Source organism: Paraburkholderia agricolaris (genome assembly GCF_009455635.1).
Lineage (GTDB): Bacteria > Pseudomonadota > Gammaproteobacteria > Burkholderiales > Burkholderiaceae > Paraburkholderia > Paraburkholderia agricolaris.
In genome coordinates this window covers 4,570,656-4,593,922 of the sequence record NZ_QPER01000001.1, presented here as the reverse complement: position 1 = coordinate 4,593,922, position 23,267 = coordinate 4,570,656, and the positions used below count along the sequence as shown (strand labels likewise).

The 23,267-nt window shown below is 64.1% G+C and carries 20 protein-coding genes and 1 riboswitch; of the genes, 12 read left to right on the top strand and 8 right to left on the bottom strand.

What is annotated here, in order from left to right:
• Positions 1-31: 31 nt before the first annotated feature.
• Genes fliJ through fliF form a run of 5 tightly spaced genes read right to left on the bottom strand, consistent with a single transcriptional unit; the run spans position 32 to position 5,614 of the window.
• Positions 32-481: a flagellar export protein FliJ gene (fliJ, locus tag GH665_RS20305; RefSeq protein ID WP_028198526.1), complete on the bottom strand. Its 450-nt coding sequence runs from the start codon at positions 479-481 to the stop codon at positions 32-34.
• A 2-nt stretch (positions 482-483) separates the two neighbouring features.
• Positions 484-2,169: a flagellar protein export ATPase FliI gene (fliI, locus tag GH665_RS20300; protein ID WP_153137824.1), complete on the bottom strand. Its 1,686-nt coding sequence runs from the start codon at positions 2,167-2,169 to the stop codon at positions 484-486.
• The gene (fliH, locus tag GH665_RS20295; protein WP_174771730.1) at positions 2,163-2,846 is read right to left on the bottom strand and encodes a flagellar assembly protein FliH; all 684 of its coding nucleotides are present in this window, start codon (positions 2,844-2,846) and stop codon (positions 2,163-2,165) included. Before fliH ends, fliI begins: the two co-directional genes overlap by 7 nt.
• Entirely contained in the window at positions 2,833-3,828 is a 996-nt protein-coding gene (fliG, locus tag GH665_RS20290; protein ID WP_120346503.1) for a flagellar motor switch protein FliG, read from the bottom strand. Before fliG ends, fliH begins: the two co-directional genes overlap by 14 nt.
• On the bottom strand, positions 3,818-5,614 hold the full coding sequence (gene fliF, locus GH665_RS20285; RefSeq protein WP_153137821.1) for a flagellar basal-body MS-ring/collar protein FliF: 1,797 nt from the start codon (positions 5,612-5,614) through the stop codon (positions 3,818-3,820). Before fliF ends, fliG begins: the two co-directional genes overlap by 11 nt.
• Positions 5,615-5,851: 237 nt before the next feature.
• Here fliF and fliE point away from each other — a divergent pair, with 237 nt between their 5' ends.
• The 5 genes from fliE (at position 5,852) to GH665_RS20260 (ending at position 9,098) form a co-directional block, all read left to right on the top strand.
• The gene (gene fliE / locus GH665_RS20280) at positions 5,852-6,187 is read left to right on the top strand and encodes a flagellar hook-basal body complex protein FliE (protein ID WP_153137818.1); all 336 of its coding nucleotides are present in this window, start codon (positions 5,852-5,854) and stop codon (positions 6,185-6,187) included.
• 297 nt (positions 6,188-6,484) lie between these two features.
• Positions 6,485-6,919 (top strand): flagellar export chaperone FliS, encoded by a 435-nt coding sequence (fliS, locus tag GH665_RS20275; RefSeq protein ID WP_028198532.1) that lies wholly within the window; start codon positions 6,485-6,487, stop codon positions 6,917-6,919.
• On the top strand, positions 6,916-7,242 hold the full coding sequence (locus tag GH665_RS20270) for a flagellar protein FliT (RefSeq protein WP_153137816.1): 327 nt from the start codon (positions 6,916-6,918) through the stop codon (positions 7,240-7,242). Before fliS ends, GH665_RS20270 begins: the two co-directional genes overlap by 4 nt.
• 81 nt (positions 7,243-7,323) lie before the next feature.
• Positions 7,324-8,733: a flagellar hook-length control protein FliK gene (gene fliK / locus GH665_RS20265; protein ID WP_153137814.1), complete on the top strand. Its 1,410-nt coding sequence runs from the start codon at positions 7,324-7,326 to the stop codon at positions 8,731-8,733.
• Positions 8,733-9,098, top strand: a complete 366-nt coding sequence (locus GH665_RS20260) for an EscU/YscU/HrcU family type III secretion system export apparatus switch protein (protein WP_153137812.1) — start codon at positions 8,733-8,735, stop codon at positions 9,096-9,098. The genes fliK and GH665_RS20260 overlap by 1 nt, the downstream gene beginning before the upstream one ends.
• A 103-nt stretch (positions 9,099-9,201) precedes the next feature.
• Here GH665_RS20260 and GH665_RS20255 read toward each other — a convergent pair whose 3' ends face one another.
• Together GH665_RS20255 and GH665_RS20250 are read right to left on the bottom strand one after the other, a co-directional pair.
• Positions 9,202-10,620, bottom strand: coding sequence for a coniferyl aldehyde dehydrogenase (locus GH665_RS20255; protein WP_153137810.1), 1,419 nt, complete (start codon positions 10,618-10,620; stop codon positions 9,202-9,204).
• Between the two features lie 88 nt (positions 10,621-10,708).
• Positions 10,709-12,394: an isovaleryl-CoA dehydrogenase gene (locus tag GH665_RS20250; RefSeq protein WP_153137808.1), complete on the bottom strand. Its 1,686-nt coding sequence runs from the start codon at positions 12,392-12,394 to the stop codon at positions 10,709-10,711.
• A gap of 308 nt (positions 12,395-12,702) precedes the next feature.
• Here GH665_RS20250 and GH665_RS20245 point away from each other — a divergent pair, with 308 nt between their 5' ends.
• Together GH665_RS20245 and GH665_RS20240 are read left to right on the top strand one after the other, a co-directional pair.
• Positions 12,703-14,352, top strand: a complete 1,650-nt coding sequence (locus GH665_RS20245; RefSeq protein WP_153138602.1) for a GMC family oxidoreductase — start codon at positions 12,703-12,705, stop codon at positions 14,350-14,352.
• Positions 14,353-14,524: 172 nt separating this feature from the next.
• Positions 14,525-16,261: an OmpA family protein gene (locus GH665_RS20240; protein WP_153137806.1), complete on the top strand. Its 1,737-nt coding sequence runs from the start codon at positions 14,525-14,527 to the stop codon at positions 16,259-16,261.
• Between the two features lie 152 nt (positions 16,262-16,413).
• On the opposite strand, the gene GH665_RS20235 is transcribed toward GH665_RS20240, so the two are convergent.
• Positions 16,414-17,379 (bottom strand): LysR family transcriptional regulator, encoded by a 966-nt coding sequence (locus tag GH665_RS20235; protein WP_153137804.1) that lies wholly within the window; start codon positions 17,377-17,379, stop codon positions 16,414-16,416.
• A 179-nt stretch (positions 17,380-17,558) separates the two neighbouring features.
• On the opposite strand from GH665_RS20235, the gene GH665_RS20230 reads away from it, so the two are divergent.
• From GH665_RS20230 to GH665_RS20210, 5 genes are all read left to right on the top strand, one after another.
• Positions 17,559-18,329, top strand: a complete 771-nt coding sequence (locus GH665_RS20230; protein ID WP_153137802.1) for a glycosyltransferase family 2 protein — start codon at positions 17,559-17,561, stop codon at positions 18,327-18,329.
• Between the two features lie 19 nt (positions 18,330-18,348).
• Positions 18,349-18,485: riboswitch (S-adenosyl-L-homocysteine riboswitch) on the top strand.
• Positions 18,486-18,518: 33 nt separating this feature from the next.
• Positions 18,519-19,940, top strand: coding sequence for an adenosylhomocysteinase (ahcY, locus tag GH665_RS20225; protein ID WP_153137800.1), 1,422 nt, complete (start codon positions 18,519-18,521; stop codon positions 19,938-19,940).
• A gap of 155 nt (positions 19,941-20,095) precedes the next feature.
• Positions 20,096-20,449 carry a phage holin family protein gene (locus GH665_RS20220; RefSeq protein WP_028198543.1) on the top strand — a complete coding sequence of 118 codons (354 nt, stop codon included), beginning with the start codon at positions 20,096-20,098 and terminating at the stop codon, positions 20,447-20,449.
• 11 nt (positions 20,450-20,460) lie between these two features.
• Positions 20,461-21,291, top strand: a complete 831-nt coding sequence (gene metF, locus GH665_RS20215; RefSeq protein ID WP_153137798.1) for a methylenetetrahydrofolate reductase [NAD(P)H] — start codon at positions 20,461-20,463, stop codon at positions 21,289-21,291.
• A 300-nt stretch (positions 21,292-21,591) separates the two neighbouring features.
• Complete coding sequence (locus GH665_RS20210) at positions 21,592-23,235, top strand: ABC transporter substrate-binding protein (protein ID WP_153137796.1); 1,644 nt, start codon at positions 21,592-21,594, stop codon at positions 23,233-23,235.
• Positions 23,236-23,267: the final 32 nt, after the last annotated feature.

Genomic DNA, 23,267 nt, shown 5'->3' with positions numbered 1-23,267 from the left:
TGTTCGGTCAGCGAGGCGGCGCCCGGGCGCGTCAAACGCCCTCGGCGCGCATCCTCAGAATGCGGGCGGCGTGTTCGTCGGCATCGCGCTGATCGCGTCGTGCCGTGACTTTTGCTTCGGCAGCTTCGCCGCGCGCCTGCAGCACTTCATACGAGCCCAGCTTCTGCTTCTGGCGCTGCCAGTCGGGCTTGGCCGCCTCGACACGCGCATTGGCGGTCACCAGCAGGTTGCGCTGCTGTTCGATGGCGGCGTCGAGCGTGTCGATGAACGCCTGGAAATTGCGCATGTTGCCGGCCGGCATGCCAGTTTGAGCGGTTGCCGTGAAGCGCGCGTGATATTCGTCGCGGTACTGCACCAACGCGTCAAGTTGCGATTGCACGTCGTTGCGCTCGCGCTGCGCGCGGCCCAGACGTTGCGCGGCGGCATCCACATCGTCCTGAGCGAGGCCGATAAGTGTCTTGATCGGAAAATGTTTCGCCATCGTCAGCCTCCTTGGGCAAACAGAGCGTCCAGCATGTCGAGACTCGGTTCAAAGTTCGCACATTCGCGGAAACCTTGCTGCAAAAATGCTTCCATCCGAGGGTACAACGCAATCGCACGGTCGAGTAGCGCGTCGCGCCCGCTCGAATAGGCGCCGACGTTGATCAGATCGCGGTTGCGCTGGTAGCGCGACAGCATCTGCTTGAACATACGCGTTTTCTCAAGATGGTTATCGTCGATCAGTGCGGTCATTGCCCGGCTAATCGACGCTTCGATGTCGATTGCCGGATAGTGGCCGGCCTCGGCGAGCGAGCGCGACAGCACGATGTGGCCGTCCAGAATCGCGCGCGCGGAGTCGGCGATCGGATCCTGCTGGTCGTCGCCTTCGGTCAGCACGGTGTAGAACGCGGTGATCGATCCGCCGCCCGCCGGGCCGTTGCCGGTACGTTCGACGAGCGCCGGCAGCTTGGCGAACACCGAAGGCGGATAGCCCTTGGTGGCAGGCGGCTCGCCCACGGCGAGCGCGATCTCGCGCTGCGCCATCGCATAGCGGGTCAACGAATCCATCAGCAGCAGCACGTGCTTGCCCTGATCGCGAAAATATTCGGCGAGCGAGGTCGAGTACGACGCGGCCTGCATCCGCAGGAGCGGCGAGACGTCGGCCGGCGCGGCGATGACGACCGAGCGCGCCAGGCCTTCCTCACCGAGAATCTGTTCGATGAACTCCTTCACTTCACGGCCGCGTTCGCCGATCAGGCCGATCACGATCACCTCGGCGCTGGTGTAGCGCGCCATCGTGCCGAGCAGCACCGATTTACCGACACCTGAACCGGCGAACAGGCCCATGCGCTGGCCGCGGCCCACGGTCAGCAGCGCGTTGATCGCGCGCACGCCGACGTCGAGCACCTTGTGAATCGGCTCGCGGTTCAGCGGGTTGATGACAGGCGCCGACAGCGGCGCATCGGCATGCGCGCCGAGCGGGCCGAGCCCGTCGAGCGGGCGGCCGGACGCGTCCAGCACGCGGCCGAGCAGCTCCCAGCCGACCGGCAGGCGCTTGGCGCCCGCCATTGGATCGGCGATCGGCGCGCTTTCGAGCGGGTACACGCGCGCGCCAGGCAAGAGGCCGATCACCTCGGTGGTCGGCATCAGAAACAGCTTGTCGCCGGAGAAGCCGACCACTTCGGCTTCGGCCATCGGCAGCGAACTGCCGCGCGGCAGTTCGATCATCACTTCAGCGCCCACCGACAGCCGCAAGCCAACCGCTTCGAGCACCAGGCCGGCTGCGCGGGTCAAACGTCCGCAGGCTCGCATCGGTTTGGCGATCGCGTTGCGCTCGCGCAGTGCGTCGAGACGGCCACGCCAGGCTTGCATGTGCGGGTTGCTGTCGAGTGCGGGATCGTATGGGGCGGGGTGGGATGAAGCGGAACTCGAAGAAGTGGCATCTGAAGTGGCATCTGCGGCAGCGGATTCGCGGCTCGGCGCCGTATCCATCTGCAACTGCGCCGCGCCCGGATGACCGTGGCCAGGCTCACGCAAGGCCGCTTCAATAGCCGCGACGGCGGCCGCAGCGGGCGTCAGCGCAGCCGGTGCATCCGCCAATGCCTCGGCGCCGAACGACGCCAGCGCCAGTTCGCGTTCGAGCGGCGTCAGATCGCTGGCGCGGATTTCTTCGAGCGTCGGCTTCACCATGTGCTCACCTTGCCGAGGGCGGCGGCGACGCGCTCCCAGCGCGTATCGATGCCGGCATCCACTTCACCGGTGCCGGCCTGGGCGCGGCAGCCACCGCGCTCGACCGCCGGATCGGTCCGCACGGTCCAGCCGCGCGTTTGCAATTCTTCCATCAGATAGGCCTCGACGACCGGCAGGTCGGCAGGGCTGACAATCAACGCGGGCGCGCCGACCAGCGCCGGTTCGGTGGCCAGCACCTCGCGGGCGGCGGCAATCAGCGCGGTCGGATCGTGCTGCACGTGCTGGCGCACCACCTGCTGGGCGATGTCCAGCGCCAGCGCGACCAGCGTCTCCGAAATTGCGCCTTGCGCACCGTCGAGCGCCACCTTGAAGGTCTCGGCCAGCGCGGCCAGACGCGCCGCTTCTTCGCGCGCTTCGCTCTGGCCCTGCTCGAAACCTTGCGCATGCCCCTGCTCGTAGCCGGCTTGATAACCAAGCGCCTGCCCGGCCACGTGACCGGTTGCGATGCCCTGCGCATGGGCGGCGTCGCGCACCCGCTCGAGTTCGGCTTCGAACGCGCCGTCGTCGACTTCGGGTTCGGGCGGTGCCGGCGGCACCGGGTCGAACGAAGCCATCTCCCAGCGCTGGTAGGCCGAGAGGCTTTCCTTCGCCGAGGACTTCTGATCAGACATACGCATCTTCCGCCTTGCCGCCTAGCACGATCTGGCCGCTTTCCGCCAGATTGCGCACGATTTGCAGGATGCGGCGCTGCTGCGTCTCGACTTCGGAGACGCGCACCGGGCCGCGCGAATCGAGGTCTTCGGCGAGCAGTTCGGCAGCACGCTGCGACATGTTCGACAGGAACTTCTGGCGCAATGCGGGCGGCGCGCCCTTCAGCGAGATGATCAACGCCTCGGACTCGACTTCCTTCAGCAGCAACTGGATCGCACGGTCCTCGAGATCGAGCAGGTTCTCGAACACAAACATCTGATCGATGATCTTCTGCGCGAGTTCCGCGTCGTATTGGCGAACGTTCTCGATGACACCTTCTTCATGGTTGCTCGACATGAAGTTGAGAATTTCGGCCGCCGTGCGAATGCCGCCCATCGGGCTGCGCTTCAGGTTGTCGCTGCCGGACAGCAGGCCCGTCAGCACATCGTCGAGTTCGCGCAGTGCGGCCGGCTGGATGCCGTCAAGCGTGGCGATCCGCAGCAGCACGTCGTTACGCAGACGCTCGGTAAAGCAGGCGACGATTTCCGAAGCCTGATCGCGGTCCAGGTGAACCAGAATGGTCGCGATGATCTGCGGGTGTTCGTTCTTGATGAGCTCGGCCACCGCCGCGGAGTCCATCCACTTGAGGCCTTCGATCCCGCTGGTATCGCTGCCCTGCAGAATCCGGTCGATGATCGCGCCGGCCTTGTCGTCGCCGAGCGCCTTGGTCAGCACCGAACGGATGTAGTCGCTCGAATCGAGCGAGAGGGCGGTGTGCTTCTCGGCCTCGCGTACGAACTCCTGCAGGACTTCGTCGATCTGCTCGCGCGTGATGTTCTTCAGCGCGGCCATCGCCACGCCGATCTTCTGGACCTCACGCGGTCCGAGAAATTTGAATACCTGCGCGGCTTCTTCCTCGCCGATCGACATCAGCAGGAGCGCGCTCTTCATTACGCCTTCAGCGCTCATCGGACACCCAATTTTTCACGACGGTTGCGACGATCTTCGGATCCTGGCGGGCAATGTTGCGCGCGAATTCCAGATTCCGTTCGTATTTGTGTTTCTCGTTTTCGAACGCCAGCAGCTCGCTGTCGCTTTCCATTTCGGTGATGGCGTTGGCGCGTTCGGCGGCCGGAATGCCGTCCAGCAGGATCGGCTCGTCCGGCGACGGCAGCGCCGCGGTGGCAGTGAGCGGTTCCGGCGGCGGGAAGGCGCGGCGCAGCGCCGGCTTCACCATCACGAAGTACAGGAACAGGGCGACCGCGCCAATGCCGAGGTAGGTTGCGAGCTGCTTGGCGAGCGCGATCATGTCCGGCGTGCGCCACCACGGCAGGTCGGCATTCGGATCGATATCGGCGGTGAACGGGCTGTTGACCACGTTGACCGAGTCGCCGCGCGCGGCGTCGAAACCCATCGCGTCCTTCACCAGTTGATTGACTTGCGCGAGCTTGTCGGCGGTGACCGGTTGCATGGTCGCGTGGCCCTTGGCGTCGACCACCCGCAGATAGTTGACCACCACCGCCACCGACAGACGCTTGATGCCGCCCATCGGCTGCTCCAGATGCTGCACGGTTTTGTTGAGTTCGTAGTTGGTGGTCGAATCCTTGCGGTCGCTGACCGGCGTGGTGGTCACGCCGCTTGCGCCGTTGCCCGCGGTGATCGGCGCGGACGCCGGTTGCGGCGGCTGGTTCGACAGCGCGCCCGGCACGCCCGACGCCCCGGCCTGGGACATTTCGGTTGCGGTGCTGGTTTGCTGGCTGCGGATCGCCGCCTGCTGCGGGCTGCCGTTCGGGCCGTAGTTTTCCGAAGTCTGCTCGCTGCGCGAGAAGTCGATGTCGGCGCTGACCTGCGAGTGCGCGTTGCCGGAGCCGAACAGGGGTGAGAGGATCGCGTCGATGCGTTGCTGGGTGCTGCGCTCGATCTGCTGGCGGTACTTGAGTTGCGAGGCGTCCAGACCGCTGCCGGTGGAGGGCTGCGTCAGCAGGTTGCCGTCCTGGTCGAGGATGGTCACGCCCTTTACCGGCATATCCGGCACCGCCGATGACACCATGTGGGTGATCGCGAGCACCTGGCCTTCGTCGAGCGCGCGGCCCGGGTACAGGTTGACCAGCACGGAAGCCGACGGCGCTTCCTTGTCGCGCACGAACACCGAAGGCTTCGGAATGGCCAGATGCACGCGCGCCGACTTCACCGATGAAATCGACTCGATCGTGCGTTCGAGTTCACCTTCCAGCGCGCGTTGGTAATTGATCTGCTCGGCGAACTGGCTGATGCCGAACTTCTGGTTGTCCATCAATTCGAAGCCGACCGAGCCGCTTTTGGGCAGGCCTTGCGCTGCCAGACGCAGACGCATTTCGTGCACCTGCTCGGACGGCACGAGGATCGCGCCACCGGCGTCGGTGAACTTGTAGGGGATGTTGGCCGCCTGCAGCGCGGTGATGATGGCGCCGCCGTCACGGTCCGACAGGTTGCTGTAGAGCACCTTGTAGTCCGGCGCGCGCGACCACAGGAACAGGCCCGCGACGATGGCGACCAGCAACGCGACCGCGAAAATCAGCGGGGCGCGCGGGTTGCCGCGCATTTGCGCGAGACCCGACAGACGCTGGCCGAAGTTGCCGCCCAGGTTGCTCCCCAGGCCGCCGAGGTCCGCGGCGCCGCCGGCCTGGCCGGCGCCGGCAGCACCGGCGCCCGGCTGCGCGCCGGCGAGACCCATGCGGGCGTCGGGGTTGATCAAAGAGTTGGCTGACGAATCCATGCGTCGGGTATCTCCGGGATGCCTTTGCGTTCTGCCGCCTGAGCGCACCGAGGGTCGGCGGGCGTACGGACAGAGACTTTCACGATTGAAATTATCCGCAGCGCCGCTCAACCCGATTGCTTGAATAGAGCCGGGTTTCCCCCCTAGTTTCGGGGCTTTCCCTGAGGACCCGCTGCTATGCTTTCGTCCAGATCGGTACGGTTTCCGGCATGCCGGTCGTCATTCCCTGGAGAGAACATGACTTTGCCCGTAAACGCGCTCACGTCGGCACTGCAACAGATGCAGTCGATGGCGGCGCAAGCGACCGGCAGCAGCAGCCCGGTGGCCGACCAGTCCGGCGCGGCTACGGCCGGCGGGTTCGCCTCGGCGCTGAAGGCGTCATTGGACAAGATCAGCGGCGATCAGACCAAGGCGATCGGCGAATCGCAGGCGTTCGAACTCGGCGCGTCCAACGTCTCGCTGAACGACGTGATGGTCGATATGCAGAAGGCCAACGTCGGCTTCCAGTTCGGGCTGCAGGTGCGCAACAAACTGGTGTCGGCCTATAACGACATCATGCAGATGTCGGTGTAAGTGCGACTCGGGCGGCAGGGCTGTTCCGCCCGCCCGAATGCCTGTGCCCCGGATGCAACGCTGTGCGCTTGCACGGCAGGACAGTCGGCTCGGCGCGCCCGCGAGGCGCCTCGTGGCGGGCGGCCTTGCCGCGTTCAGCACGATGTCGCCGCGATCGGCCCCTTAATCCTCCTTACACCGGCCTAAAGCTTTCCCGTTGCCTATCCGATAACCAGGTATAGGCAGAAGTCCTGGGCGCGGCAACGTGCCCGGATGGGGAGCCACGACCAACCGCAGTGCAAGAGAGGAGGAGCGCCGATGTTTTCCCCAGGACACTCTGGAGCCAACGCGTATGCGCGCGTCGGCGTCGAGACAGGGGTGATGGGCGCGAGTCCGCATCGTCTGATCGTGATGTTGTATCAGGGCGCCCGGCAGGCGATCGCGCAAGCGCGCATGCATGTGCAGCAAGGCAATGTGCCGGCTCGTGGTGAGGCGATCGGCAAGGCGATTCAGATCGTCGAAAGCGGGCTGCAACTATCGCTGAACCTTGAGGTGGGCGGCGAGATTGCAGAGCGGTTGGACGCGCTATATACCTATATGTCGCGCCGGTTGCTCGAAGCCAACATAAAACAGAGCGAGGCGATGCTGGTCGAGGTCGATGGCCTGCTGGCGACACTCGAAGAGGCATGGATCGGGATCGCCCCGGAGATCGCGCGGATGGCAGCCCAGCCGGCCGCGGAAAGCATGAGATGACATCGAACGCAGAATATTTCGCCCGCTACGAGGCGATTGCAGCGATTTCCCGCCGCATGCTGACAGCTGCCCGGCGGGCCCTGTGGAGCGATCTGGTCCATTTGCAGGAGGAATATCGGAGTCTGGTTGACGCGCTGAAAGACGCGGAAACCGGCGTCAGGCTGGACGATGCGGAGCGTCTGCGCAAGTACACGCTGATCCGTCAGATTCTGGCCGACGACGCGGCGATCCGCGATCTGGCGAATCCGCGCATGGCCAATCTGTCGGCGTTGTTCGCCGGACGGCCCACTCGTGTGCTCAAGGAATTGTACGGGGCGCGCTGAGTGTGCCCGCGGGCAACACGCTGCCTGAGTCTGTCCGACTATATTTGAGCGTGCCGCTGCCAATGTGACCAAGGAATCGGTATGAACGGAATCGACACGGTCGTCAGTTCGCTGCTCGCGAACCGGGTCGACAGTCTGCTCAATCTCGCGCCGGGCAGTGCGACGGCCTCGCAGACTGGCGCTGCGGGCGTCGATACCGAAGTTCTCAATACCACCCCTGTCGCGCCTCCCGCGGCCCCACCGGCTTCCGCCCAGACCGCGCTGTCCGCCGTCGCGCTGACGCTCAATGCGATCGTGAACTCTGGCGGCGAGGCGACGCCGGCCGTGCTCGGCCAGGCGCCGATCTGGCCGGCCGCTCCGGCGCTCGATATCGAGGCTGGTGGCTTGCCGCTCTTCGATACGGCTGCTCCGTCCGCTGCTTCCTCCGCGAATCCGAATACTGCCGGTACCGCGGCCACCGCCAATGTCGCGGCGGCCCAGGTGCCGGTCGCCGCGCTCGCCGCCGCGCTCGAACAGACGGTCGGCGAAAGCGGCCTGTTTTACGAATCCCATCTCGCACAATGGCTGGCCGGCCAAAGCACGCCGGCCGCCCTGGCCGGCGAAGCGCAAAACAAGCTGGTGGCCGCCGCCGCGCAACTGCCGCTCAACTGGGCGAGCGACGCCGAGCAGGCTCCGTCTTCCAATGCGGCACCCCGGCAGGGCACGGGCGGTGCGCCCAACGGCCCGGCCAACGGTGCGCCGGACGGCAACGCGGCAGGCCGGATGCCGTCGATCCAGACCGCGCAGGCCGCGCGTTTCGTAGCGGGCGAAGTGCTGGCGAGCTCGCTGTCCGACCTGAACGGCCAGCCGGCGCATTCGAGCTTACGCGGTGCCGCGACGCCGCTGGACGACGGCGGGTCGTCGCAAAACACACAATCGATGGCAGCCGCGGTTCATCCCGCGACCGTGCCGTTGGTGCGCCAGCAACTCGATCTGCTCGCTACCGGACAATTCCGCTGGACCGGCGAAGCATGGCCGGGCGCCAAGCTCGACTGGACCATCGAGCAGGAAGGCGATGAGTGGGATCGCAGCGGCGGCGGCATGGCGAGCGAGGACGATCAACCGTGGCGCACGCGGCTGACGCTGTCGCTGCCGACGCTCGGTACCGTCGATGCCGACCTGACGCTGACCGGCTCGCGGCTGGTCGCGCGCGTGCAGGCGAGTCCGGTTGGCGCGGCGCGATTGTCCATGCAGGGTGAGGATTTTCGTCAACGGCTCGCTGCGGCAGGCATCGAATTGCATGGACTGACGATTCGCGAGATCGGCGGCGGCATGCCGGCTACCGCGGCAGGCGCCGCGGCCGCAGGACAGGCGGCGGCGTCTGCGTATGCGCGCTCGGCGTCGGTGGCATCTGCGGCCTCGGCGGCTGACAAGGCGTCGGCGGGGCATCGCGCGGGGCGTGTTGGCCGCTCGTCCGCCGCGCCGCTCGACGATTTCGATTGGGATATGTGATGAGCCGCAAACATCGCCGCAGCGCGGCCGCGCTCGTCTACGACGCACAAGGCAACGATCCCGCGCCGCGCGTCGTCGCCAAAGGCTACGGCATGCTGGCCGAGATGATCGTGCAGCGCGCCAAGGAGGCCGGTCTATATGTGCACGAGGCGCCGGAAATGGTCTCGTTGCTGATGCAGGTCGATCTCGATACGCGGATTCCGCCGCAGCTTTATCAGGCGGTGGCGGAGTTGCTCGCCTGGCTGCATCGGCTGGAAAGCGGTGCCGAGAATGAACCCGAAGGTGGAGCCGCTGCCGTGCATGACGTGACCGATGTGGTCGCGACGGACATAGCGGATGTTTCTGGCGGAGCGTCCAGGCGCTGAGGCGCAGGCCGCGGGGCTGAGACCGGCCCCCGGATGGCCGGCCTCGGCCGCCCGTCGCCCGGATAGCCGGCCCCGGCCGCCCGTCGCCCGGATAGCCGGCCTATCAAAACCGCAGCATCAACTTCAGCAGCGCGTTCACCCGCTTGCCGTACGGCGGCGAGATCCAGCCGCGCGCATTCAGGCGCGCTTGCGTCAGCACCGGCTTCATCTTCGAGAAGTTCACGAAGCCTTCGTAACCGTGATACGCCCCCATCCCGCTTGCACCGACGCCGCCAAACGGCAGGCTTTCGCACGCCAGATGCATGAGCGTTTCGTTGATCGCCATGCCGCCCGCGATGGTGTCGCGTGTGACGCGTTCGATCGTCGCGCTGTCGTCGGCGTAGAGATACAGCGCGAGCGGACGCGGACGCGCGTTGATCCACGCGATCGCGTCGTCGAGCGTGTCGTACGAGACGATCGGCAGCAGCGGGCCGAAGATTTCCTCCTGCATCAGCGCGCTTTCATCCGGGGCATTCGTGACGGCGATCAGCGGGAAGCGGCGGCTTGCCTCGTCCGGGGTGCTGTCGGTGAGCGTGTGCAGTTGCGCGCCGGCGGCCTGTGCTTCGTCGGCAAGGCGCTGCAAGCGCGCAAAGTGCCGCTCTGAAATGATCGATGTGTAGTCGAGATTGTGCGCGAAATCGGGGTACACCTTCGCCATTCGCGTGCGCGCCCGTTCAATGAACGCCTGCTCCTTGCCACGCGGCACCAGCACATAGTCCGGCGCGACGCAGGTCTGGCCCGCGTTGAGCGTTTTACCGGCGATGAGGTTGTCCACCGCGTTGTCGAAGCGCGCGTGCTGACCGATGATGGCCGGCGATTTGCCGCCGAGTTCGAGCGTGACCGGTGTCAGATGTTCTGCGGCGGCGCGCATCACTTCATGGCCGATTTTGGTCGAACCGGTGAACAGCAGGTGGTCGAACGGTTGCGAGCTGAACGCGGCGGCGAATGCGGCGTCGCCGTTCACCACGGCGACGTGTTCGCGAGCGAAGGTCTGGCCGATCAGTTGCTCGAACAGCGCCGAGGTGCGCGGCGTCAATTCGGACATCTTGATGATGGCGCGATTGCCGGCCGTCAGTGCGCTGATCAGCGGACCGGCGGCGAGCAGCACCGGATAGTTCCACGGCACGATGATGCCGATCACGCCGAGCGGCTGCGGCACGACTTTCGCGCGCGCCGGCATCAGCCATTTGCTGGTGCTGCGGCGTTGCGCTTTCATCCAGCGTTTGCCGTGTTTGAGCGCGGCGTCGATTTCCTCTTTCACCAGCAGGAATTCCGCGAGCAGCACTTCCTGTTTCGCGCGATTGCCGAAGTCGGCACTCATCGCGTCGGCTAGTGCATCGCGATTGTCGAGCATGACTTTGCGCAGCGCTTTCAGATGTCCCGCACGGGTTTCCCACGACGGATACGGCGCGCGCAAATACGCATGACGTTGATCGCGTAGCAGCGCTTCGAGCGCGGCGACTTCGGGTAAATCGTTCTTCATGGATGTCCACTCCCTGATGGATAACGGTGCGCGTTGAGTCGCGCTTATTGATGTGTTGTCGATTTAGTGCCGGGCGGTCCGCTTCGCTTCAGGCGGGAAATGCCCTTGCGATGATTGCCGCGTGGTCGAACGTCACCGGCAGCGTGCCGTACACACGGCCGCTCTCGCCGCAGCCATCGCCGAGACGTGTTGCGATGAAAGCCTCGGCGACTTCCGCCGGCGCATGCTTGAGCAGCAAGGTGGCTTGCGCGATCAGCACGATCTGCTGCGCGATCCGTCGCGCGGAGCCTTCGCGATGTTCGGCGGGGCCGCTGAGCGTGGTCGCGAGCTTGCCGAGTGCGGCGCTCAAAGCGGGGTGACCGTGCGCATCCGCTTGCCACGCGGCGAACAGGGCTTGCGCCGCGTCGGGCTCGCGCTCCATGGCGCGCAGCACGTCGAGACACATCACGTTGCCCGAGCCTTCCCAGATCGAATTCACGGGTGCTTCACGATAGAAGCGCGCCATCGGGCCGGTTTCGACGTAGCCGTTGCCGCCCCATACTTCCATTGCCTCGCCGGTGAATTCCAGCGCGCGCTTGCAGACCCAGTATTTCGCGGCCGGCGTGACGATCCGGCGCCATGCGCGCTCGGCGGGCGCGGCCGACGACGCCTCCGCCGACGCTTCGAAAGCGCGCGCGAGCCGCATGAACAGGACTGTCGCGGCTTCCGATTCCAATGCCAGGTCGGCGAGCACGTTACGCATCAGCGGCTGATCGGCCAGATGCCGCCCGAAGGCGCTGCGATGCCGCGCATGGTGAATTGCCTGCACCAGCGCCGCGCGCATCAACGCCGCGCTGCCGATCACGCAATCGAGCCGCGTGTAGTTCGCCATTTCGATGATGGTCGGCACGCCGCGGCCTTCGTCGCCAATCATGATGCCGAACGCATCGAAGAATTCGACCTCGCTGCTGGCATTCGAACGGTTGCCGAGTTTGTCTTTCAGACGCTGGATCTGCACTGCGTTCTTGCTGCCGTCCGGCGCGAAGCGCGGCACGAAGAAGCAGGAGAGCCCTTCGTGATCGTCGGTGCGGGCGAGCACCAGATGCGCGTCGCATTGCGGCGCGGAGAAAAACCATTTGTGGCCGACCAGGCGGTATTCGGCGCCACGGCCGCTACCGCGGGTGGCGTAGGCACGGGTCTGGTTGCTGCGCACGTCCGAGCCGCCCTGTTTTTCGGTCATCCCCATGCCGATCATCGCCGAATTTTTCTGCGTGAGCGGCACGTCGCGGGGATCGTGTTCGCGGGCGTAGAGCTTGTCGCGCAACGTGTCGAACAACGCGGGTTCGCGTTGCAGAACGGGGATGCTGGCGAAGGTCATCGTCAGCGGGCAGAGCGAGCCTGATTCGAGTTGGGCATGCAGGAAGTAGCCGGCGCAGCGTGCGACCATCGCGCCGGGTTGTGGATCCGAAAACGGCAGCGCATGCAGGCCTTCACGACGCAACAGCGACAGCAGCGTATGCCACGAAGGATGAAACTCGAGCACGTCGATGCGTTCGCCACGTGGGCTGTGCGTGAACAGTTCGGGTGTGTGGCGGTTGGCCAGTTCGGCGAGCGCGAGTGTCTCGGATGTGGTGAGTGCCGCGCCGTGCCGCTGCAACGCCTCGCGATGCCACGCGGCCCCATCGCGTTCGAGGGCGGCGGACAACGCCACGTCGCTCGAAAACAGGTTGTAGTCCGCGAGCGGAGGGGCCTGATTTGTCACGTCGTGGGTGGGGCCGAAGCTATGCCGTTCCATCTGCTGTCTCCGTTCACCGGATGCGCGCCGTCGCTCTGCGACAGCGGGCTGTTTTATCGCGGCGTGTCGTGCCGCACGCTCAGAGGACGGCGCGCGGGGCGCCGTGTTTGAATGCCGTGCGCAGCTGCCTGGCGGGCGCATGCGCGTCTTTCATCATAGGGTCGCGGGCGGCCTTTCGTTTAGAGGGATCGCTCTGACACGAACCCGCCGTCGCGCCCGAACGCTCCCTACAATGCCGATGAAACACACGTAGACAAGTGTGCACGAGACAGGAGCCGCCAGCAATGCGGCCCCAACAGGAGGCGCGGATGCAATACGACTACATCATCGTCGGTGCGGGCTCGGGCGGCTGTTCGCTCGCGAGCCGTCTGGCGGACAGCTGCCCGGACGCCACGATCGCCCTGATCGAAGCCGGCCCGCATACGGACCGCAATCTGTTCGTGAACATGCCGGTGGGCGTGGCGGCCGTCGTGCCGCACAAACTCAAGACCAACTACGGCTATCTGACGACGCCCCAGCCGGGGCTCGCCGGCCGTCAGGGCTATCAGCCGCGCGGGCGCGGCTTTGGCGGGTCGAGCGCGATCAACGCGATGATCTATACGCGCGGCCATCCGCTCGATTACGACGAATGGGCGCAACTCGGCTGCGAAGGCTGGTCGTGGGCCGAGGTGCTGCCGTATTTCCGCCGCGCCGAGGGCAACGAGCGTGGCGGCGATGCGTGGCACGGCGCCGACGGTCCGTTGACGGTGTCCGATCTGCGTTACCGCAATCCGTTTTCGAAGCGTTTCGTGCAGGCCGCGATGGAGGCCGGTTACAAACCGAATAGCGACTTCAACGGCGCGGATCAGGAAGGGGTGGGTTTCTATCAGGTGACGCAGCGCGACGGACGACGCTGCAGCGTCGCGCGCGCCTATGTCTACGATCGTGAGCGCCCCAATCTCCATACCATCGCCGATGCGACAGTGCTGCGCGTCACTTTCGACGGCAAACGCGCAAGCGGCGTAGAAATCGTGCGAGGCGGCCGCACGGAAACACTGGAAGCGCGAGCCGAAGTCGTGCTGGCGGCGGGTGCCTTCAATTCACCTCAATTGCTGATGTGTTCGGGGATCGGCCCGGCGGCGCATCTGCAATCGCTTGGCATAACCGTACTGCATGACGCGCCTGAGGTCGGGCAGAACCTGATCGACCACGTCGACTTCACGATCAACAAGCGGGTGTCGTCGATTGAACCGACCGGCTTTTCGATTCGCGGCATCGCGCGGATGCTGCCGCAATTTGTGACCTTCATGCGGCATGGAACCGGCATGCTGTCGAGCAACGTCGCCGAAGCCGGCGGTTTCCTGAAGAGCCGCCCGACGCTCGATCGCCCAGACCTGCAACTTCATTTCTGCGCGGCGATTGTCGACGACCATAACCGCCATATGCACTGGGGCCACGGCTATTCGCTGCACGTGTGCGTGTTGCGGCCGTATAGCCGCGGCACGGTGACGCTCGCGAGTGCCGACGCGCGCACCGCGCCGGTGATCGACCCGCGGTTTTTCAGCGACTCACGCGATCTCGATCTACTGGTGGAAGGCGCGCAGATGGCGCGGCGCATTCTCGACGCGCCCTCGCTGGCGCTGCACGGCGGCAAGGAGCTGTACACACATTCAGGCCAGACCGAGGAGTCGTTGCGGCAGACCATCGCCGAGCATGCCGACACGATCTATCACCCGGTGGCGACGTGCCGGATGGGCGGCGATGCGCAATCGGTGGTCGATCCGCAGTTGCGGGTGCGCGGCGTGACGGGGCTGCGGATCGTCGATGCGTCCGTGATGCCGACGCTGATCGGCGGCAACACGAATTCGCCGACCGTGATGATCGGCGAGCGTGCTGCCGAACTGATCGCGGCGAGCCGGCGCGAGGGGCAAACGGCGCCCGCGATGGCATCGCCTGGCGTCGCCGGCGTGGCGGCTTGATGTCGCATCAATCGCCCTAATTTGGGCCGTAAATATAAGAATATTTAGGCGAACGTCGGCTAATTCGTCATAAATTGTGTCACTTCGTTTATGAGATTTCCCCAAACCTATAATCGCGCCGCGAAAAAGAGCGCGTCAGGTGATGCGTTCGGGAACTCAAGGAAGCGAAGCGATGAGTATCAATGTGATTCAGCTGATTCAGTCCGCGTTGACGGACGGGGTCGTGCGACAACTGGCGGCCCGCTTCGGGCTGCCACCGGACGCGACCCAGAAGGTGCTTGCGACAACCGGCCCTGCGCTGGTAGCCGGCCTGATGCAGAAGGGCGCGACGCTCGACGGCGCGCGTTCGCTGTTCGCAACGATCCTCTCACCTGAGGTGAACGGCCACATCGCCGAACAGTTGCCGCAATTGATCGGCAGCACCACTGGCGTGAGCCAGCTGGAAGGCGTGGGGCGCCAGTTGCTCGAGCGCGCGCTCGATCGCCGCGTCGATACGCTCAGCGATGAAGTGGCCGCCCAAACCGGCGTGCCCGCGCATGCAACGCACGCGATGACGGGTATCGTCGGCGCCACGCTGCTGGGTCTGCTGAAGCGGCATTTCCTCGAAGGTCAGGGCAACGTCGGCCAACTGCCGACTTTGCTGGGTCATCAACTGCCGGCGATTGCGCCGTACCTGAACGACCGTCTGATGACTGGCCTTGGCCTGAGCGGACTCGGCGCGTTCACCGGCAATATCCTGTCGCAGCTGAAAGCTGTCTCGTCGCATATCGATCATCCGACGCCTGCGGCCCGGCCGGTGGCCGAGGCTTTGCCGAACGTCCGCGTGCCGGCCGACGCCGTGGTGCGTGAAGAGCGCCGCTCTCACAAGGGGCTGTGGTGGCTGCTCGCGGCGATTGCCGCGGTGCTGGCGTTCCTGTTCCTGCGCGGTTGCCATAATGAGCAACGCGACGGGCAACGAAGCGAACCAAGCAGCGAGCGCAGCGGCGAGCAAGCCGCGGCAACCGCGCAACCCGTGCAGCCCGCGTCCGCACCGGTCGCAGCCTCGGCTGCGGCGGCTTCAGCGACTCAAGCCAGCACCGCCAGCGAAGCGCAGCAACCCGCCGCCGCGCCTGCGCCGACCAGCGACAGCCAGCTCAGCTTCACAGTTGACGCTGCCGGCAAGCCGACGCTTACCAGCACGGTCGGCAGCGAAGCCGAAAAGAACCAGCTGATCGAGGCGCTCACGAAGCGCTTCGGCGCGGATGGTTTCGTCGCGAACATCACGGTCGATCAGGACACGAGGCCGGCCGACTGGCTCGCTCATCTGGACGGCTTGCTGCCGCTGATGGCATTGCCGGGCGCGGAGGTGAAAGTGGACGGTGCGCGCATCGAACTGAGCGGCAGCGCGGCAAATGCGAAACTCGGCTGGCTCGACAAGCTGAAGTCGCTGTTTGGTGGGTCGTATCAGATCGGTTCGTTCAACGTCGAACAGGCCGTCGCCAACGCAACCGAGAACTTCCGCGGTGCGATCAAGAACCTGCTCACGCCGGATAGCTCGTGCGCGGCGGCGGACGTCGTCAAAGTGCTGAATCTGCAGGTGATCAACTTCGTGAGCGCCAGTGCCCGTGTGCCGGCCTCGGCGGTTGAAGATCTGAATCAGTCGGCGCAGGTGCTGAACGCCTGTGCGCGTAACGGCAAGACGGCCAGGCTCGAAGTGGCCGGCTATTCGGACAATGTCGGCGGCGCACAAGCCAATCTGCAACTGTCGAAGAAGCGCGCCGAAGCGGTTCGCGCGTATCTCGTGAAGGCCGGCGTGCCGGCGGATTCGCTTGTCGCGCAAGGTTACGGCGACGCGCATCCGGTTGCGAGCAACGACACGGCGAGCGGCCGTTTCGCCAACCGCCGCATCGAGTTTGTCGCGCAGCAGTAATGACGTGTGACGGTGTTCGTTGAGCGTTCGCGATTAACGTTACACGTCCCACGTGAGCCGCTGAGGTGAACCTGAAAACATGCCGCCCGCTTCGTACCGGTGGCATGTTTTCGTCTGGCCTGCTGCATAGGCGGCGGCCGCGTTTGCAGTGGCTACATGTGTGACGGCGGCGTCTGAGCAGGTGCCGCAATGCCGCTCATGCCGATGCCCGGTCCCAGCATGAAATCGTCGCCGGCCTGACCCGGCAGCGTCTCGCGAGCCACTTCCAGCCATGCGCGAGCCGCGTGCGACAGATAGCCGTTGCGGCGCCAGCCGATCGCCATTTCCCACGGAATTTCCGGTTCCACCACAGGCCGGCAAGTAAACTGCGCCGCGTCGAGCCGCCGGCAATACGGCGCGGGCAACAGCGCAATGCCGACGCCGGCCAGCACCAGCGCCGCCATGAAATCCCAGTGCCCGCTACGTCCGACAATGGTCGGCGCAAAGCCGGCGCTGCGGCATGCATTCAGCACGACATCGTTGAGCGCGAGGCTCTCGCCGTAGAACACAAAGGGCTCGTTGGCGAGCGCGGCGAGCGGCACTTCGTGCAGGTCGTCCCAGCGCGAGCCGGTACGCGCGACCAGCCAGAGCAATTGCCGCGTCATCGGCAGCACTTCGATGTTTTCCGGGTCGACCGGTTGCAGCACGCCGCCCAACTCCAGTTCGCCGTGGATCAGCGCGGTTTCGATCGCGCGCGAACCCTGTTCGAACAGCTTTAGTTCTATTTTTGGGTAGCGCTGACGGAACGCGGCGATGGCCGGCGTGAACAGCGAGCCGCCCATCGGCGGAATGCCGATGGTCAACTCGCCACGGCCGAGCGTGTCGAGATCGTTCAGTTCGGCCTGCAACTGCGCGTGCGCCGCCAGCACGTCCTGACCGCGCTGATAGACGATCCGCCCGGCATCGGTCAGCACCATCTGCCGTCCGTCGCGCAACAGCAGCGGCGAGCCGATTTCGTCTTCCAGCGACTTGACCATTTTGCTGATGGTCGGCTGCGTGACGAACATCTGCTCGGCGGCGACGGTGAAGCTCTGTTGACGGACTACTTCGACGAAATACCGCAACGCACGTAGTTCCACGATCTCAAGCTCCAGAATTCCAATTTGGAATGAATTTCAGGATTGTAAGTCATTGTGTTTATGTTGCGGACCGGTCCATCCGGGGGGCGGGGCTGCCGCCTTTCCAGGATGGGCCTCGTCACAAGCGGGCTACCATCGACGGTTCTCTACCGTTCGGCCCGCAGCGCCCGCTTTGTCCCATGACGCCCATCTCGATCATCATTCCCTGCTACAACGGCGCGGCGACGCTCGCCCGTGCGCTCCGGAGTTGCCTCGCTCAGCCGGAAGCCGCGCAGATCATCGTGGTGGACGACGGCTCCACAGATACCTCCGCCGACCTGGCCGCGCACTATGGGAATCTCGACCCTCGCGTGTGTCTATTGCGGATGCCACACAACGGCGGCCCGGCCCGCGCACGCAACTGGGGCGCGATGCATGCGGCTCACGGTCTGCTCGCCTTTCTCGATGCCGACGACGAATACCTGCCCGGCGCATTAGCCGCCGCGAGTGTGTTTCTCGCGCAGAACCCGCAGGACGTCTCCGTGCGGCTCGACGTCGACTACACGGATTTTCCGGCCGAACTCACCGGCCATTCCGACTTCGCGATGCATGCTGCAACGCTTAGCAATACCGTGCCGAGCAGCCTGATCATCCGCCGCGCGGCGTACGCCGCACTCGGTGGCTTCCCGATGGATGACGCGTTTCGCCGCCTTGGCGGCGAAGACGGCGCGTTTTCATGGGCGTTGCGCGAGCTTTTCGGCAACCGGCGGCTGACCGATGCAAAGCGCGTGCGCATGCACTATCACGCCGGCATTCACGCTGAACGTTATTTCCGTGTCGCGCTTGGCATGCAGATTCCGAACCCGGCCGATGTGGCCGATGCATTCCGGTTTTCGAGGCAGTTCGTCGAAACCGCCCGCGCGGGAATCGAACAATTGCGCACGGCCAGCGTCACCCCGAAGCCATCTTGATTTGCTACAATCGCCGTTCGTCTTCGAGGAGCGTTGCGACGGGTACTGCGAATCCAGCTATTCGCCGGCCGCCCGCCAGGCTCGGAGGCTTCAATCGGAGGGCCAGGGTGCGCATTGCGCGTTTCCAGCCACCGCATCGAACCGCGCTCACGTCAAATTTCTAGTCAATTTTTTAGAAAGGAGGGCGTGATGAACGCCGCAGTTCTCGATTCAAACAAGAAGCAGGATTTCCTCGTCGCCGATATGTCGCTTGCAGCCTGGGGCCGCAAGGAACTGAACATCGCCGAAACCGAAATGCCCGGTCTCATGCAAACGCGTGAGGAATACAAGAGCTCACAGCCGCTGAAGGGCGCGCGCATCGCGGGTTCGTTGCACATGACGATTCAAACCGGCGTGCTGATCGAAACCTTGACGGCACTCGGCGCGGACGTGCGCTGGGCCTCGTGCAATATCTTCTCGACGCAAGACCATGCAGCCGCCGCGATCGCGGAAGGCGGCGTGCCGGTGTTCGCCTTCAAGGGCGAATCGCTCGACGAATACTGGGAATTCTCGCACCGCATTTTCGAATGGCCGAATGGCGAATTCGCCAACATGATCCTCGACGACGGCGGCGACGCCACGTTGCTGCTGATCCTCGGCTCGAAGGCCGAGAAAGACCGTTCGGTGATCTCGAAGCCGGAAAACGAAGAAGAAGTCGCACTGTACAAGTCGATCGCCCGTCATCTGGACGCAGACCCGGTGTGGTACTCCACGCGTCTCGCGCACATCAAGGGCGTGACGGAAGAAACCACGACTGGCGTGCATCGTCTGTATCAGATGGAAAAGGAAGGGCGCCTGCCGTTCCCGGCCATCAACGTGAACGATTCGGTCACCAAGTCGAAATTCGACAACCTGTACGGCTGCCGTGAATCGCTGGTCGACGGTATCAAGCGCGCGACCGACGTGATGATCGCGGGCAAGATCGCGGTCGTGGCCGGTTATGGCGACGTGGGCAAGGGTTGCGCGCAATCGCTGCGCGGTCTGGGCGCCACGGTGTGGGTCACGGAAATCGATCCGATCTGCGCGTTGCAGGCAGCGATGGAAGGTTATCGCGTGGTGACGATGGAATATGCCGCCGACAAGGCCGACATTTTCGTGACGGCGACGGGCAATTTCCACGTGATCGGCCACGATCACATGGCGGCCATGCGCAACAACGCGATTGTCTGCAACATCGGTCACTTCGATTCGGAAATCGACGTTGCCTCGACCCGCAAGTACCAGTGGGAAAACATCAAGCCGCAAGTCGACCACATCATTTTCCCGGACGGCAAGCGCGTGATCCTGCTGGCTGAAGGGCGCCTGGTGAATCTGGGTTGCGCAACGGGCCACCCGTCGTTCGTGATGTCGGCCTCGTTCACGAACCAGACGATCGCGCAGATCGAACTGTTCGTGCACGGCGACAAGTACGAAAACAAGGTCTATGTGCTGCCGAAGCACCTTGATGAAAAGGTCGCGCGTCTGCATCTGGGCCGTATCGGCGCGGAACTGACAGTGCTGTCGGACTATCAGGCGAGCTACATCAGCGTCGACAAGAACGGTCCGTTCAAGCCGAACCACTACCGTTACTAAGTAGCGGCCAAGTAACCGCTTCTAGGTAATATTAAGCACGCGGGCGGTTTCAAAGCATGACAGTTTGACAACAGGGCGGCGCGCAAAGCGCCGCTTTGTTCGCCATGCCCGCCTCGCGCCGTTCAAACGGACATCCTGCCTCAAAGGAGCTCTACATGACCGTGCTGCTGACCTGGCTGATCAACGCACTCGCGCTGCTGATCATCACCTACCTCGTACCGTCGATTCATATCCGCAGTTTCGGCACCGCACTGATCGTCGCGGTGGTGCTCGGGTTGATCAACACGATCCTGCGACCGGTGCTGATCCTGCTGACGCTGCCCGTCACGATCGTCACGCTCGGACTCTTCATTCTGGTGGTCAATGCGCTGTGCTTCTGGCTGTGCGCGTCGCTGCTGAAGGGATTCGAAGTGTCGGGTTTCTGGTCCGCGTTCTTCGGTTCGATTCTGTACAGCATCGTTTCGTGGCTGCTGTCCGCGCTTATTTTTGGCAACCGCAGCATCGGTTGATCTACTGAATCATGAACCCGATCGAACTTTCATTCGAATTCTTCCCGCCGAAAACGCAGGAAGGCGTCGACAAGCTGCGCGCCACCCGCGCGCAGCTTGCACCGCTCAAGCCCAAGTTCGTGTCCGTCACGTTCGGCGCCGGCGGCTCGACGCAACAGGGCACCCTCGATACCGTCGTCGATATGGCCAAGGAAGGGCTCGAAGCGGCGCCGCACGTGTCGTGCATCGGCTCGTCGAAAGAGAGCCTGCGCGCGATCCTCAACGAGTACCGTGCGCATGGCATCCGCCATATCGTCGCGCTGCGCGGCGATCTGCCGTCCGGCATGGGCGAAGTCGGCGAGCTGCGCTATGCGTCGGAACTGGTGAGCTTTATCCGCGCCGAGTTCGGCGACTGGTTCTGGGTTGAAGTGGCCGGCTATCCGGAGTACCACCCGCAGTCGCGCTCGCCGCGTCACGATCTGGAAAACTTCGCCCACAAGGTGAAGGCCGGCGCTAATTCGGCGATCACGCAATATTTCTTCAACGCGGACGCCTATTTCCGTTTTGTCGACGACGCGCGCAAGCTTGGCGTCGACGTGCCGATCGTGCCGGGCATCATGCCGATCACGAACTTTTCGCAGCTGATGCGTTTCTCGGAGATGTGCGGGGCGGAAGTGCCACGCTGGATCGCGCGCCGTCTGGAAAGCTTCGGCGACGACCGCGAGTCGATCCGCGCGTTCGGGCTGGATGTGGTGACGGACCTGTGCGAGCGTCTCATCGACGCGAAAGTGCCGGGTCTGCACTTCTACACGCTCAATGGCGCGGCCGCGACCAAGGCCATCTGCGAACGGCTGGGCGCTTGACGTCCGGGCGGGCGCCTGAAGCCTGACCAGACAGCGTTATAAAAAACCCGCGCGGTTGATCGAACCGCGCGGTTTTTTTTCGCACCGGGCAATCTCGCCGAGTTATCTCGCACGGTTATGCGATGTAACCATCGCGGACAGAAAATCCCGGGCGTGAACCCGCGCTGAAGTATTTGCTGCATTGCAGCAAATATGCGCCACCAGGCGTTTCCCCGCTGTCGTGTAAGCCCGCATTGAACCCGATTTTTGCGCTATCTATGATCGGGGTGCAGCTGACCTGGCTGCCGTGCGGAGAACGTGATGACAGTACATCGATTGCTGTTTGCAGTTCGCCATACCTGCCTGCCAGTGTTGAGCGCGTGCGCGGTCCTCGCGGCCGGCCTCGCGCCGGCCGCTACCGACGCGGCCAGCTTGCCCGACAAAACCCTCGTGTTCTGCTCCGAAGGCAGTCCGGCTGGTTTCGATTCCGCGCAGTACACCACCAGCGTTGAATTTACCGCCGCTTCGTACACGGTCTATAACCGTCTTGTCGAGTTCGCGCGCGGCAGTACCGATATCGAACCGGGCCTCGCCGAGAAATGGGATGTGTCGCAGGACGGCTTGCAATACACGTTCTACCTGCGGCACGGCGTGAAGTTTCAGACCACCGCGTTCTTCAAGCCCACCCGCGAATTCAATGCAGACGACGTTGTCTTCACTTACCAGCGGATGCTGGACCCGGACCAGCCGTTCCGTAAGGCGTACCCGGTGCCGTTTCCCTACTTCGCCGATCTCGGACTGGCAAAGAACATTGCCAAGGTCGAGAAGCTGGACCCGTACACGGTGCGTTTCACGCTAAAAGAGGTCGATGCACCGTTCCTGCAGCAGATCGCGATGCCGTTCGCATCGATTCTGTCGGCGGAGTATACGGATCAGCTACTCAAAGCCGGTAAGGCCGCCGATATCAACCAATATCCGGTCGGCACCGGACCGTTCATTTTCCGCAGCTACACCAAGGACGACACGATTCGCTTCGACGGCAATCCCGATTATTGGAAACCGGGCATCGTGAAAGTTGGCAAGCTCATCTTCGCCATCACCGTGGATCCCGCCGTGCGGTTGCAGAAACTGAAACGTGGTGAATGTCAGGTGATGAGCTATCCGCGTCCCGCGGATATTCCGCAGATCAAGGCCGACCCTGCGCTGGCCATGCCGAGCGAGGTTGGCTTCAACCTGGGCATCCTTGGCTACAACACGACGAAAAAGCCACTCGACAACGTGCTGGTGCGACGCGCGCTGGATATGTCGGTCAATAAGAAAGCGATCATCGAGTCGGTGTATCAGGGTGCCGGGCAAATCGCGACCAATCCCATGCCGCCGACTCAATGGGGCTACGACAAAAACCTGAAGGACGCGCCCTACGACATCGACAAGGCCAAGGCCTTGCTGAAAGAGGCCGGCTACCCGGAGGGCTTCGACCTGACCCTGTGGGCCATGCCGGTGCAGCGGCCCTACAACCCGAACGCCCGCCTGATGGCCGAAATGCTGCAGGCCGACTGGGCGAAGATCGGCGTCAAGACGACGATTGCCACGTACGAGTGGGGTGAGTACATCCGCCGCGCCCATGCCGGCGAGCACGAGGCGATCCTGATCGGCTGGACGGGGGACTACGGCGATCCTGACAACTGGCTTGGCGTGTTGCTCGGCTGCGATGCGGTGAAAGGCAGCAATTTCTCCAAATGGTGCTACAAGCCTTTCGACGACCTGATCAGGAAAGCGCGTGGCACTACCGATCTCACCGAGCGCACCAAGGACTATATTGAGGCGCAGGAGATCTTCAAGCAGCAGGTTCCGTTCACGCCGATCGCCCACTCCACGGTCTACCAGCCGATCAGCAAGGACGTCACGGGCTTCAGGATCGACCCGTTCGGCCCGACGCAATTCATGGGTGTCGGCCTGAAATAGCCGCCAGCAACGGTTCGCGGACCGCTTTTTTG

Excerpts from the sequence above, each read along its gene's own strand:
- ahcY (WP_153137800.1), top strand. The coding sequence starts at position 18,519 with ATGAACGCCGCAGTTCTCGATTCAAACAAGAAGCAGGATTTCCTCGTC.
- GH665_RS20210 (WP_153137796.1), top strand. The coding sequence starts at position 21,592 with ATGACAGTACATCGATTGCTGTTTGCAGTTCGCCATACCTGCCTGCCA.
- fliE (WP_153137818.1), top strand. The coding sequence starts at position 5,852 with ATGACTTTGCCCGTAAACGCGCTCACGTCGGCACTGCAACAGATGCAG.
- fliH (WP_174771730.1), bottom strand. The coding sequence starts at position 2,846 with ATGCGTATGTCTGATCAGAAGTCCTCGGCGAAGGAAAGCCTCTCGGCC.
- GH665_RS20255 (WP_153137810.1), bottom strand. The coding sequence starts at position 10,620 with ATGAAGAACGATTTACCCGAAGTCGCCGCGCTCGAAGCGCTGCTACGC.
- GH665_RS20260 (WP_153137812.1), top strand. The coding sequence starts at position 8,733 with ATGAGCCGCAAACATCGCCGCAGCGCGGCCGCGCTCGTCTACGACGCA.
- GH665_RS20240 (WP_153137806.1), top strand. The coding sequence starts at position 14,525 with ATGAGTATCAATGTGATTCAGCTGATTCAGTCCGCGTTGACGGACGGG.
- fliG (WP_120346503.1), bottom strand. The coding sequence starts at position 3,828 with ATGAGCGCTGAAGGCGTAATGAAGAGCGCGCTCCTGCTGATGTCGATC.
- GH665_RS20270 (WP_153137816.1), top strand. The coding sequence starts at position 6,916 with ATGACATCGAACGCAGAATATTTCGCCCGCTACGAGGCGATTGCAGCG.
- fliI (WP_153137824.1), bottom strand. The coding sequence starts at position 2,169 with ATGGTGAAGCCGACGCTCGAAGAAATCCGCGCCAGCGATCTGACGCCG.
- fliK (WP_153137814.1), top strand. The coding sequence starts at position 7,324 with ATGAACGGAATCGACACGGTCGTCAGTTCGCTGCTCGCGAACCGGGTC.
- GH665_RS20220 (WP_028198543.1), top strand. The coding sequence starts at position 20,096 with ATGACCGTGCTGCTGACCTGGCTGATCAACGCACTCGCGCTGCTGATC.
- fliJ (WP_028198526.1), bottom strand. The coding sequence starts at position 481 with ATGGCGAAACATTTTCCGATCAAGACACTTATCGGCCTCGCTCAGGAC.
- GH665_RS20250 (WP_153137808.1), bottom strand. The coding sequence starts at position 12,394 with ATGGAACGGCATAGCTTCGGCCCCACCCACGACGTGACAAATCAGGCC.
- GH665_RS20245 (WP_153138602.1), top strand. The coding sequence starts at position 12,703 with ATGCAATACGACTACATCATCGTCGGTGCGGGCTCGGGCGGCTGTTCG.
- GH665_RS20230 (WP_153137802.1), top strand. The coding sequence starts at position 17,559 with ATGACGCCCATCTCGATCATCATTCCCTGCTACAACGGCGCGGCGACG.
- fliS (WP_028198532.1), top strand. The coding sequence starts at position 6,485 with ATGTTTTCCCCAGGACACTCTGGAGCCAACGCGTATGCGCGCGTCGGC.
- metF (WP_153137798.1), top strand. The coding sequence starts at position 20,461 with ATGAACCCGATCGAACTTTCATTCGAATTCTTCCCGCCGAAAACGCAG.
- fliF (WP_153137821.1), bottom strand. The coding sequence starts at position 5,614 with ATGGATTCGTCAGCCAACTCTTTGATCAACCCCGACGCCCGCATGGGT.